Source organism: Nocardiopsis protaetiae (assembly GCF_045446735.1).
GTDB classification, from domain to species: Bacteria; Actinomycetota; Actinomycetes; order Streptosporangiales; family Streptosporangiaceae; genus Nocardiopsis; species Nocardiopsis protaetiae.
The window spans coordinates 1-11,996 of the sequence record NZ_JBJJBV010000208.1; the positions used below are offsets into that span (position 1 = coordinate 1).

The window sequence follows — 11,996 nt, forward strand, 5'->3', positions numbered from 1 at the left end:
CGCCCCCGGCGAGCGACTCCCCTCCGAACGCGTCCTGGCGACGGCGCTGCGGGTCAGCCGCACCACCGTGGTCTCCGCCTACGACCTGCTGCGCTCCGAGGGCGTCTTCGACAGCCGACAGGGCAGCGGCACCCGGGTCAGCAGCCGGATCGCGCCGGTGCGCGCCGACGGCTGGGCGGCCAACGGCGTCGGCCAGTACATGTACCGCAACCTCATCGAGCGCGACGCCGACCTCATCTCCCTCTCCTGTATGAGCACCCCGGCCCTGCCCGCGGTCGAGGAGATCATCCGGGAGAGCATGGACGACCTGGGCCCGCTGCTCGCCGAGGGCACCTACCACCCGCGCGGGCTGCCCGCGCTGCGCCAGGCCATCGCCGACTTCCACACCGACCGCGGCCTGCCCACCACCGCCGACCAGATCGTCGTCACCACCGGCGCCCACCAGGCCATCTCCCTGGTCACCCAGCTCTACCTGCGCAAGGGCTCGCCGGTGGTGGTGGAGGACCCCGGCTTCGCCGGCTGCCTGGACCTGATGAGCGACCGGGGCGCCCGGTTCGTGCCCGTGCCGCTCGACGACCAGGGCATCGACATCAACGGGGTGCGCCGGGCCGTCGCCGAGCACGCGCCGCACCTGATCTACGTGATGCCCTCGTACCACAACCCGACCGGCACGATGATGTCCGCGGCCCGCCGCCGCGAACTGGGCGAGCTGTCGGCCCGGACCGGGGTGCCGATCCTGGAGGACGCCGCCTACACCGGCATCCGCCACCCGCAGGAGCCGCCGCCGCTGGCCGCCCACGCGCCGCGGGGCGCCGAGGTCATCAGCGTGGACTCGCTGTCCAAGGTGGCCTGGGCGGGGCTGCGCCTGGGCTGGCTGCGCGCCCCGGCCGAGATGGCGGTGCGGCTCAGCCGCCGCAAGGTCCTGGCCGACCTGGCCGGACCGCTGCTGGACCAGGTCGTCGCCGTGCGCCTGCTGGCCGACTACGACCGGCTCGCCCGGGAGCGCTCGGACCACCTCGCCGGGGCCATGGACCACCTGGAGGGGATGCTCCGCCGCGACCTGCCCGACTGGCGGTGGCGGCGGCCCGACGGCGGCGCCGCCCTGTGGATCGAGCTGCCGGGGATCGACTCCCGGGCCTACGCCCAGGTCGCGCTCTGCCACGGGCTCGAACTGGTGCCGGGGCCGCTGATGTCGGCCTCCCCGGACGACCGGCACGACCGGTTCTTCCGGCTGCCGGTGTCCGCCGACGCCGCCGAGCGCGAGGAGGTCGTCTGGCGGCTGTCGCGGGCCTGGCGCGAGCTGGACCGGCACGGGCCGGTCAGCGCGCCGGTGCCGCTGGTGGTCTGACCGCAGGAACTCCGGCCGCCGCAACGACGAAGCCGCCCACGGGATCCTGTCCCGTGGGCGGCTTCGGTGTCGCAGGGCAGGTCGGCTAGCCGATCCGGACCTTGCGCGCGGCCTCGAAGCGCTCCTGGACGTCGGCCCAGTTGACCACGTTCCAGAACGCCTTGATGTAGTCGGCCTTCACGTTCTTGTACTGCAGGTAGAACGCGTGCTCCCACATGTCCAGCATGAGCAGCGGCACCGAGCTCAGCGCGGCGTTGCCCTGCTGGTCGTAGAGCTGCTCGATGATGAGGCGCTGACCCAGCGCGTCCCAGGCCAGGAACGCCCAGCCGGAGCCCTGGAGGCTCGCCGCGGCCGCGTTGAAGTGGGCGCGGAAGGCGTCGAAGGAGCCGAACTGGTCGTCGATGGCGGCACCGAGCTCGCCCTCGGGCTTGTCCCCGCCCTCGGCGGACAGGTTCTTCCAGAAGACGCTGTGGTTGACGTGGCCGCCGAGGTGGAACGCGAGGTTCTTCTCCAGCTGGGTCACGGTACCGAAGTCGCCCTTGTCGCGGGCTTCGGCCAGCTGCTCCAGCGCCGAGTTGGCACCCGCGACGTAGGCGGCGTGGTGCTTGTCGTGGTGCAGCTCCATGATCTGACCGGAGATCCACGGCTCCAGGGCCGCGTAGTCGTAGGGCAGCTCGGGGAGCGTGTATGGCGCAGACATCTCTGACGCACCTTTCCGATGAAGCGGTTCGTCGTCACTTACCAGCGAAGGATCGCTAGGCAGCAAGCTATCAGCCGCATGGCGGGGCTTCCGGTGTCAGGCTGCCGACACCCGGGGCCGGGAATAAACGACAGGGCACCCTCCGTAGTGGTGCACTTTCTGTGGGGAATCGTGTTCGTACGGTATGAATCTCCCGAGATAAGGGAGGGCGGGTCTTTTCGGAGATTCGGTTAATGTCGCCGGGCGTACGTCGCCGGGCGTTGGAGGGGCGTTCACCGCCCGTTCCGGCCGGTGGGCGATGATCCGACGCCACTTCCCGGTCATCTCGCACATCCCGAGGCACGTCCATGTCCACTTCCGAACGCGGTACCGCCGAGCACCGCGTTTCCCCGCGCGGCGGGTTCCGCCCGGAGATCGAGGGGCTGCGCGCCGTCGCCGTCCTGCTGGTCGCCGTCTACCACATCTGGTTCGGCCGGGTCTCGGGGGGCGTGGACGTCTTCCTGTTCCTCACCGGGTTCCTCATCACCGGGTCGCTGGTGCGGGCGGCCGAGCGCGACGGGCGGATCGCCCCGTTCGCGTTCTGGACCCGGCTGCTGCGACGGCTGACCCCGGCCGTCGGCGTGGTGCTGGCGGCGGTTCTGGCCATGGCGTACCTGTGGCTGCCGCGGTCGCGCTGGCCGGACGTCATCGCCGAGGTGTACGCGTCGGCGCTCTACCACGAGAACTGGGCGCTGGCCGCCGCGGCCGTCGACTACCTGGCCCGCGAGGGGGCGCCCAGCCCGGTGCAGCACTTCTGGTCGCTGTCCATCCAGGGCCAGTTCTACCTGCTGTGGCCGCTGCTGCTGGGAGCGGCCCTGCTGACCGCGGGCCGCGACGGGATCCGCCGGGCCGCGCTGGTCGCGATCGGCACCGTACTGGTGCTCTCGCTGGGGTACTCGATGTGGATCACCGCCGTCGACCAGCCCTGGGCGTACTTCGACACCGGCGCCCGCCTGTGGGAGCTGGCCCTGGGCGGGGTGCTGGCCCTGGTCGTCCACCGGATCACCCCGCCCGGGCCGGTGCGGCTGGCGCTGGGCTGGGGCGGGCTGGCCGCCCTGGTCCTGTGCGGGGTGCTGCTGCCGGTGTCCTCGCTGTTCCCCGGGTACGCCGCCCTGTGGCCGACGCTCGCCGCGGCCGCCGTCATCGTCGCCGGGGACGGCGGCGGGAGCGGCGTGGGCGGGGGCGTGGGCGGCCGGTTCGGCGTCCACCGGGTGCTCACCTGGCGCCCGCTGATGGCCCTGGGCGGGCTGTCGTACGCCCTGTACCTGTGGCACTGGCCGATCCTCGTGGTGTACCTCCAGCTCACCGGCCGCTCCCTGGCCACCCCGCTGGGCGGGGCGGCCGTGCTCGCCCTGTCGCTGGCGCTGGCCTGGGTGACCTCCAAGGCCGTCGAGGGCGGGGCCGAGCGCCTGAGCCGGATGGTGTCCCGGCCGTGGCTGCCGGTCTGGTCGGCGGCGATGGCGGTCCTGGTCATCGCCCCCGCCCTGGTCGTCGGCTCCCACTGGTCGGACCGGATCGTCGCGGAGCGGCGCGAGCGCGCCGAACGCGTCATCGAACCCGTCGACTACCCCGGGGCCGCCCTGGTCACCCACCCCGAGCTGGCCACCGTGCTGCCCGACCTGCCGGTGGTCCCCGACCCCCTCGACGCCCAGGACGACCTGTCCGACCACCACCTCCAGGGCTGCCACGTGGACCTGCGGGCCACCGAACCGGTCATCTGCTGGGCCGGGCCCGAGGACGCCGAGTACACGATCGCCATGGTCGGTGCCTCGCGCACCGCCCACTGGTACCCGGCGCTGGAGGAGGTCGCCCTGGCGCACGGGTGGCGCCTGGTGTCGTTCACCAAGAGCGGGTGCCAGTTCAGCGCCGACGTCCCCTACACCCAGGGGCGCGTGTTCACCGAATGCCAGGAGTGGGACGCCCGGGCCATGGAGGAACTGGAGCGGCTGCGCCCCGACGCCGTGTTCACCTCCTCCACCCGGGCCAGCGCCAACGGGGAGGTGACCCCGGACGGGTTCGTGGAGCGCTGGCGGCAGCTGGGCGTGATGGGCATCGACGTCATCGGGATGCGCGACCTGCCCCGCCGCTCCTACGCCGGGGCCGAGTGCGTGTCCGACGGCCCGGCCGAGGCCTGCACCGACCCGCTCGGTTACTCGCACGCCGAACGCGACCCGGCCGCCGTGCTCGCCGAGCGCGGCGAACTGCCCGCCAACGTCACCCTGGTGGACCTCACCGAGCACGTGTGCCCCGGTGAACGGTGCGACGCGGTCGTCGGCAACATCCTCGTGTACTGGGACCACTCCCACATGACCGCCACCTACGCCCGCACCCTCGTCCCGGTCGTGGAGGAGGCTCTGGTGGCGGCCACCGGGCAGGGCAACGCAACGGAGAACTCTTGAGGGCGCCACGGCCCGTCGACGGTGATCTTCCGATGAACAACGGGAGAATTGCCCCGCATGCGGGTTTCAACGATCCGCGCAAGGTGGTCTCTTGTTCGCGAGGGCTGTTCATGTCGTCGATGCCCCACCCCTTCCGTTCGGTCGGGCGCGCTCGGGAGCTCCCCCATCGTTCCTCGCCAGCCCACCATCCCCCGTGGAGATGCCCGCCATGCGTTCGCTGCGCCGCCTACTGCGCCCCCTCCTGGTCCTCACCGCCGTCGTCGGCCCGCTCGCCGCGGCCGCCCTGGTCGCCGCGGCGGCCCTGGGCCTGATCACCTGGGTGGAGGCGGGCACCCTAGTCGCCCTGGCCCTGCTCGCCGCCCTGGCCGGCGGGCTCGGGCTGGGTCTGATCCTGGTGCGCCGCTCGGTGCGCGCCCTGGAGGAGTCGGTGCGCGAACACGCCCGCACCGTCTCCCAGGCCCTGGGCGAGGACCGGCTGGAGACGCAGCGCTCCCTCAAGGACCTGCGCGAGCGCGTCACCCGCGTCACCGACCACGCGCTGCCCAAGGCCTCCCGCGAGCTGCGCCGCGCCGTCGAGCTCCAGGGCCGCGCCGACTACGAGCAGCAGGTCGCCTGGACCGAGCTGCGCGACCACCTGGACACCGCCCCGTTCATGCCGCCGCTGCGCGGCTGGGCCGCCTCACCCGACGTGCTGCGCGTCCTGGTCCGCCACATCGAGCGGCTGCGCCCCGCCACCGTCGTGGAGTGCGGCAGCGGCGCCTCCAGCGTCTGGCTCGGCTACGCGCTGCGCCGGGCCGGCGGCGGCCGCCTCGTCGCCCTGGAGCACGACGCCCGCTACGCCGAACTCAGCCGAGCCCTGGTCGCCTCCCACGGGCTCGACGACATCGTCGAGGTCCGCCACGCGCCCCTCACCCCGATCGACACCGACACCGTCACCGTCGACGGCAAGGAGCGCACCACCGCCGACCGTTGGTACGACACCTCCGCCCTGACCGACCTGGCCGAGGTGGGCGTGGTGTTCGTCGACGGCCCGCCCCAGGCCACCGGCCTCCAGGTCCGCTACCCGGCGCTGCCGCGGCTGCTGGCGCACTGCACCGAGGACGTCGTGTTCGTCCTGGACGACGCCGACCGCCCGGAGGAGCGCGCGGTCGGCGAGCGCTGGCTGGCCGACCACCCCGAGTTCCACCGCACCGAGGAGCAGGCGGAGAAGGGGGCGCACGTGTTCGGCCGCAAGGGGGTTTGACGCACAGGGCTCTGACCCGCCCCGCACTACCCGCACCACCGCACCGACACCCACGAGGTCTGGATGATCACCACCGCCCTGCGGGACGCCCTGCGCGCCCGCGGCACCGAGACCGCCCTGCTGTGCCACACCGGCGCGGGCGCCCGCGACCACCTGGACGGACTGCCGCTCACCCCGGTCGACGCGGTCGTGGACCTGGACACCCGGGTCCCGGGCGAACCGCTGGAGCTGCGCAACCTCTGGGAGCGCGACAGCGGGCCCGAGGCGGGCCTGGTGGCGGTCGTCGCCGCGACCCCCGCCGACCTGCACCGCTCCCTGACCGCCGCGGCCGACCTGCCGCGCGCCGTCCAGGTGGTCGTCGCGATCGTGGACACCCCCGGCCACCAGGAGCCGCCGCTGCCCGCCTCCCCGGGCATGGGCCAGTGGCGCGAACTCCAGGAGGTGCGGGTGCGCCGGGCCGGACGCGGCGGGTGGCTGTGCGAGCTGTTCTTCCCCAACGGGGTGGAGACCCCGCAGGTGCTGGACGCGGTGTGGTCCGGGACCCGGGGGCGGCGCCGTGGCCCGGCCCTGGCGCCGCTGGCCGCCCTGTCGGGTCCCGAGGCCGCGCTGTGGCGGCCCGGCGACACCGGCGCCCGCGGTGTCGCGGCGGCCGGGCCGGTCCCGCTGCGCCGGGTCACCCCGGTCGGCGACCTGGCCCTGCGGGTGGGGGAGGGGACCCCGCCCGAGTGGACCGACGAGGCGGTGCCGGTGCTGGACCGGCGCACCACCGGCGCCGACGCCTGGGAGCGGATCGCGGCGCCCGGCGGCTCCCGCGTCCGGGAGACCGCGGACCCGGCGGACATCGCCCCCGTCGACGAGCTCACCGTCAACCCGATCGGGTTCTCCAAGGACGCGGGCGGGCCGATGGGCGACCTCACCGTCCACGGCGACCGCGCCGTGGTCCGCCAGGGTAAGAAGGACCTGGTCGTGGTGGCACCGGACGGCACCGTCACCGACGTGGACCTGTCCCGGATCCGCCACCTGCGCGGCGTCCGCGTGGACTGGTCCGGGCACACCGGGCCCACCGCCGCCGTCCGCGCCGTCGCCTCCCTCGCGGCCGGCGGGGTCCCGCTGGTCGGCGGACCGCTCCCCGCCTGGGCCGCCGGGCTCGGCGCGCCCCTGGCCGACCTGGTCACCGGTGCCGACGCCGAGGAGCTGGCCGACCCGCTGCGGCGGGAGGAGTACAGCGTTCTCCTGCGCCGCACCGCCCTGCGCCTGCACGGGACGCGCTCCCGGTGGCGGACCCTGGGCGCCCGGGCCGGGGTGCCCGTGCCGCCCGCGCCCACCGTGTCCGTGATCCTGTGCACCCGCCGCCCCGAGATGGTCGGCTTCGCCCTCGCCCAGATCGCCCGCCAGCGCGGGGTGGACGTCGAACTCGTCCTCACCCTGCACGGCTTCCCCGCCTCCCTGCCCGAGGTGGCCGCCGCCATCGCCGGGTACGAGGCCACCGGGCGGCCCCTGGTGCTGTGCGAGGCGCCCGCCGACAAGGTCTTCGGCTCCGTGCTCAACGATGCGGTCGCCCGTACCTCCGGCGACCTCGTGTCCAAGTGGGACGACGACGACTGGTACGGCCCCGACCACCTCGCCGACCTCGTCCTGGCCCGCACCTACTCCGGCGCCGAACTCCTCGGCGTCGGCCAGGACTTCGTCTACCTCCAGGAGGTCGACCTGACCCTCTGGCGGGAGGGCCGGTCCGAATCCTCCAGCCGGTTCATCGCCGGGGGCACCATCCTCACGGACCGGGCGGTCCTGGAGGAGACCGGCGGCTTCCGCCCGGTGCCCCGCTCCATCGACACCCAACTCCTCATCGCCGTCATGCGCGGCGGCGGCCGCATCTACCGCGGCCACGGGCTGGGGTACGTGCTCCGCCGCACCGGCGGCGGCCACACCTGGTCCGAGGACATGGCCTTCTTCCTGCGCAACCGCATCCGACAGTGGTTCGGCTGGCGCCCGAGCGCCCTCCTGGAGGGAGAGCCCGCGCCCTTCGGCCGACCCGTCACCGAGTACACGGGGGAACTCCGTTGACCACTCTGGAAACCGGCCCGGAGCCGGTCGCCGCACCTTCGCCGGCCACCCTGCCGCGGGGGGAGGTGGACTTCTCCGGCCAGCCGCGCCTGGTTCGCAACGACTACGCGCCGCTCACCCCGGCCGCCCTGGGCGCGTGGACGCCGACCCTGTCGGTCAGCGTCGTCATCCCCTCCCACGGGCACCCCGAGAAGCTGGCGTTCGTGCTGGCCGCCCTGGCCGGCCAGAGCTACCCGGCACACCTCATGGAGGTGGTCGTGGTGGACGACGGCTCGCCCGAACCGCTCGTGTTGCCGCCGGTGGTGCCGGAGAACACCCGGCTGATCACCTCGGCCCCCGGCGGCTGGGGGTCGGCCCACGCGTTCCAGACCGGGGTGGAGGCCTCCTCCGGGCAGGTCGTGCTGCGGCTGGACGCCGACATGCTCGTGTACCGCGAGCACGTGGAGTCGCAGATGCGCTGGCACCACCTCGTGGACTACGGGGTGGCCCTGGGGCACAAGCTGTTCGTGGACTTCGACCCCGACGCCATGACCCCCGAACACGTCCGCGACGAGGTCGCCGCGGGGCGGGCCGGGGAGCTGTTCGACCGGCAGAGCGCCGACACGCACTGGGTCGAGAAGATCATCGACGGCAGCAACGTGCTGCGCACCGCCGCCCACCAGGCCTACCGGGTGTTCACGGGGGCCACCGGGTCGCTGCACCGGACCCTGTTCGACGCCGCGGGCGGCATGGACGCGGCGATGGTGCTGGGCGGCGACACCGAGTTCGCCTACCGGGTGTCGCAGCAGGGCGCCGTGTTCATCCCCGACCTGGAGACGAGCAGCTGGCACCTGGGGCGCTCCCAGATGCAGACCCGCCGCGACGCGGGGATGCGGTACCGCACCCCGTACGTGTCCAACCGGGTCCCGGACTTCCGGCTGCGCCGCAAGAACCCGGACCGGTCCTGGGAGGTGCCCTACGTCGACGCGGTCATCGACGTCGCGGGGCGGAGCCTGGAGGACGTGGAGGTCACGGCCGCCGCTCTGTTGAACGGGACCACGCCCGACCTGCGGCTGTGGCTGGTGGGGCCGTGGGGGGAGCTGGCCGAGGGTCGGCGCTCGCCGCTGGACGAGGAGCTGCTGGACCTGCGGCTGATCGGGGAGTCGTTCCGGGGGGACCCCCGGGTGCGGCTGGTCGAGGAGGCCCCCGAGGCCGACCCGCGGGTCACCTTCGTGCTGCACGCCCCGGCGGGGACCCGCCTGACGTCCACGGCGGTGGCCGACATGGCGCGGCTCGCCGACAAGGAACGGGCGGGGCTGCTGTGCGCCCCGCCGCCGGGCGCCTCGCGCGCGGTGGACGGGGTGCTGCGGCTGGAGCGGCGGGCGGCGTTCGCGCGGGTCGGGCACCTGGGGGCTGGTACGGCGGCGGGTGGCGCGGGTGCGGTGAGCCCGGGCGCGGCGGCGGACCGGGCCGTGGAGGAGCTGTACGGCACCCACTGGCTGTCGGGGGAGGAGTTCACGGTCCCCGAGCCGGAGGAGGGCGCCCCGGCGCGCAGGAACGAGAGCCCCGAGGCGCTGCGCCGCAAGCTCGACCAGGCGCTCGCCGAGGTCGAGCGCATGCGGGCCCGTGCCCGCCGGGCCGAGCGCAAGCTGCGCTGGTTCACCCCGGGGCTGGGGCGCCGGGTGCTGCGCAAGATCGTCCGCTGAGCGACTGAGCGGCTGAGCGCTGGGAAGGGCCGTCCTTCGGGGCGGCCCTTTTCCGTTCCCCGGAGTAGGGGTGGAGGATCTGTTATGCGAGGAAGAACGGGTTGAAAGCTCGCAGAACCTAACGCAAAGATGATACTCGGGTCGCAGAAGCCATGGGCGAGGCGATCCGGGGAATGGTGTCGGCAACGGATCGGCACGGCAGACCCCTCGCCGGTCCCCGGACGACGAGACGGAGACCGGTCGTATGGACCTTGAGCCGCAGACCTCCCCGCTGCTCGTGCCCGAGCCCCGGCAGGTCGCCGACCACCCCCGGTTCGTGCTCACCACCAGGTCGGAGAGCGTGTCCAGGAACGTCGAGGTCACGGACCTGAGCCCCTTCCGGCACCGGACGGCGACGGCCGAGTTCCTCTGCGCGACCTCCGGGCCGCGACGCCACGTCTTCCGGGGCCCGCTCCTGTACGAGGTCCTGACCGCGCTGGCACCGCTGATGTCCGAGATGCCGCGCCGGACGCGCGCCCACTGCGTCGTCCGGTTGCGGGGAAGGGACGGGCACCGCGCGGCCGTGTCGTGGGCCGAGATCGATCCGGAGTTCGCGGGTGCGCCGTTCCTGCTGGCCACGGCGATGGACGGCGTGCCGCTGGGGGAGAACGGGCCGCAGCTGGTGAGCCCGGGCGACCGGTGCGGTGCGCGCTTCATCAGCGCGATCACCCGGGTCGACGTCGTTCCGGGAGGTGCCGACCCGGGTCCGGTGGGGGCTCCGGACCCGGGCGGTTCCGTGCGGCCGGCCCGGTGGGGTCAGGAGGGGTCGGCGGTGTAGGAGTGCGCGCCGGCGCCCGCGAGGGCCCCGCCCTGGACGATCAGGTACTCGTCGCGGATCGGGCGCCCGTCCAGCCAGGACTCCAGGATCTCCCGGGTCCCGGTCGCGTAGCGGGCCTGCGCCGACAGCGACGTTCCGGAGGTGTGCGGGGTCATCCCGTGGTGGGGCATGGTCCGCCACGGGTGGTCGCTCGGCGCTGGCTGCGGGTACCAGACGTCCCCGGCGTACCCGGCGAGCCGCCCGCTCTCCAGGGCCCGCACGACGGCGTCGCGGTCGCAGATCCTGGCCCGGGCGGTGTTGATGAGGTAGGCGCCGCGCCGCATCGTGCCCAGCAGCTCGTCGTCGAAGAGGTGCTCGGTCTCGGGGTGGAGCGGGGCGTTGACGGTCACCACGTCGCAGTGGGGCACCATGTCGTGGGCGGTGGGGTGGTAGGTCAGCCCCAGTTCGCGTTCGGTCTCCTCCGGGAGCCGGTGCTTGTCGGTGTAGTGCAGGTGCACGTCGAACGGCTTGAGCCTGCGCAGGACGGCCGTCCCGATCCGCCCGGCGGCGACCGTGCCGACGTGCATGCCCTCCAGGTCGTAGGACCGAGCCACGCAGTCGGCGATGTTCCAGCCGCCGTCCAGGACCGTTTGGTAGGACGGGAGGTAGTTGCGGACCAGGGACAGGATCATCATCACCACGTGCTCGGCGACGCTGATGCTGTTGGAGTAGGTCACCTCGGCGACGGTGATCCCGCGTTCGATCGCGGCGGGCAGGTCGGTGTGGTCGGAGCCGATCCCCGCGGTGATGATCAGGCGGAGGTTCGGGGCCTCGGCGATCCGCTCCCGCGTCATGTACGCGGGCCAGAACGGCTGGGAGATGACGACGTCGGCGTCGGGCAGCTCGCGGTCGAGGACGGAGTCGGGGCCCTCCTTGTCGGAGGTGACCACGAGGGTGTGGCCGCGCGACTCCAGGAAGCGCCGCAGGCCCAGCTCGCCGGAGACGCTTCCGAGCAGCTGACCGGGGGTGAAGTCGAGGCCCTGGGGGGTGGGGGCGGTCTGGCCGCCGGGGTAGCTCTCGATCGGGGGGACGCCGTCGCGGGCGTAGGTGCGGGGGTATCCGTCGACCGGGTCGTCGTAGAGGACACAAACGATCTTCGCCATGGTCATCTCCGTCTTTGCGCGTGGCTGGGAAAGTCCGGGCGGTGGGGAATGTCTTGCCGGGCTCTTCCGGACTTTCTTTTCATTCGTCCGTCGGACGTTTTTGCGGTGCTTGATATCCACTTTCCTCCGCGCCTGATCCGCGGTCAAATAGATTCGGTGGACCGAGCCATAAACCGCGGTTATCGACGGGTTCTGCGGTGCGGTTATGGGTGCCGGTGGCGTCTTGGCGGCCTGGCGGCCTGACGTCCTGGCAGTCGGCGTGGACCGGCCAGGGCGTCGGATGCCGGGGACGGGGCGTCCCTTGTTCGCTGCCATAGGCGCCGGTAATGTGTGGGCATGTTGCTGAGCCAGCTCAAATACCTGGTGGCGCTGGCCGAAGAGCGCCACTTCGCCCGGGCGGCTCAGGCCTGCTACTGATCTTTGATTATGCGGTTGACGGAAACGGTGAGGGTTCCAAGCCGACCGACTCGATGAACCCCCGCAGCAGATCGGTGCGCTTGCGCACCAGACGCAGATGCGCGTTGATCACCTGCTCCAAATCCTCCAGACTCCGGAACAG

The 11,996-nt window shown here is 73.1% G+C and carries 8 protein-coding genes; 6 read left to right on the forward strand and 2 right to left on the reverse strand.

All coding sequences use genetic code 11. From position 1 onward, the window contains the following. Positions 1-1,348 (forward strand): aminotransferase-like domain-containing protein (locus ACJOT3_RS25650; RefSeq protein ID WP_406975669.1); only part of this gene is annotated, 1,348 nt, incomplete at its 5' end. 85 nt (positions 1,349-1,433) lie between these two features. On the opposite strand, the gene ACJOT3_RS25655 is transcribed toward ACJOT3_RS25650, so the two are convergent. Then, on the reverse strand, positions 1,434-2,048 hold the full coding sequence (locus ACJOT3_RS25655) for a superoxide dismutase (RefSeq protein WP_406975670.1): 615 nt from the start codon (positions 2,046-2,048) through the stop codon (positions 1,434-1,436). 347 nt (positions 2,049-2,395) lie between these two features. Between ACJOT3_RS25655 and ACJOT3_RS25660 the strand changes: the two genes are divergently transcribed. From ACJOT3_RS25660 to ACJOT3_RS25680, 5 genes are all read left to right on the forward strand, one after another. Further along, positions 2,396-4,486 (forward strand): acyltransferase family protein, encoded by a 2,091-nt coding sequence (locus ACJOT3_RS25660; protein ID WP_406975671.1) that lies wholly within the window; start codon positions 2,396-2,398, stop codon positions 4,484-4,486. A gap of 208 nt (positions 4,487-4,694) precedes the next feature. After that, a complete protein-coding gene (locus ACJOT3_RS25665; RefSeq protein WP_406975676.1) occupies positions 4,695-5,729 on the forward strand; it encodes a class I SAM-dependent methyltransferase in 1,035 nt (344 codons plus the stop codon). A gap of 63 nt (positions 5,730-5,792) precedes the next feature. Next, positions 5,793-7,793, forward strand: a complete 2,001-nt coding sequence (locus ACJOT3_RS25670) for a glycosyltransferase family 2 protein (RefSeq protein ID WP_406975672.1) — start codon at positions 5,793-5,795, stop codon at positions 7,791-7,793. Then, positions 7,790-9,478: a glycosyltransferase gene (locus ACJOT3_RS25675; protein ID WP_406975673.1), complete on the forward strand. Its 1,689-nt coding sequence runs from the start codon at positions 7,790-7,792 to the stop codon at positions 9,476-9,478. Before ACJOT3_RS25670 ends, ACJOT3_RS25675 begins: the two co-directional genes overlap by 4 nt. 244 nt (positions 9,479-9,722) lie before the next feature. Beyond that, positions 9,723-10,295 carry a hypothetical protein gene (locus ACJOT3_RS25680; protein ID WP_406975674.1) on the forward strand — a complete coding sequence of 191 codons (573 nt, stop codon included), beginning with the start codon at positions 9,723-9,725 and terminating at the stop codon, positions 10,293-10,295. Here the strand turns inward: ACJOT3_RS25680 and ACJOT3_RS25685 are convergent. Then, entirely contained in the window at positions 10,274-11,437 is a 1,164-nt protein-coding gene (locus ACJOT3_RS25685) for an NAD-dependent formate dehydrogenase (RefSeq protein WP_406975675.1), read from the reverse strand. The genes ACJOT3_RS25680 and ACJOT3_RS25685 overlap by 22 nt on opposite strands. Between the last annotated feature and the right edge of the window lie 559 nt (positions 11,438-11,996).

Coding starts and splice junctions, on each gene's coding strand:
- ACJOT3_RS25685 (WP_406975675.1), bottom strand. CDS start 11,437: ATGGCGAAGATCGTTTGTGTCCTCTACGACGACCCGGTCGACGGATAC.
- ACJOT3_RS25680 (WP_406975674.1), top strand. CDS start 9,723: ATGGACCTTGAGCCGCAGACCTCCCCGCTGCTCGTGCCCGAGCCCCGG.
- ACJOT3_RS25660 (WP_406975671.1), top strand. CDS start 2,396: ATGTCCACTTCCGAACGCGGTACCGCCGAGCACCGCGTTTCCCCGCGC.
- ACJOT3_RS25670 (WP_406975672.1), top strand. CDS start 5,793: ATGATCACCACCGCCCTGCGGGACGCCCTGCGCGCCCGCGGCACCGAG.
- ACJOT3_RS25665 (WP_406975676.1), top strand. CDS start 4,695: ATGCGTTCGCTGCGCCGCCTACTGCGCCCCCTCCTGGTCCTCACCGCC.
- ACJOT3_RS25655 (WP_406975670.1), bottom strand. CDS start 2,048: ATGTCTGCGCCATACACGCTCCCCGAGCTGCCCTACGACTACGCGGCC.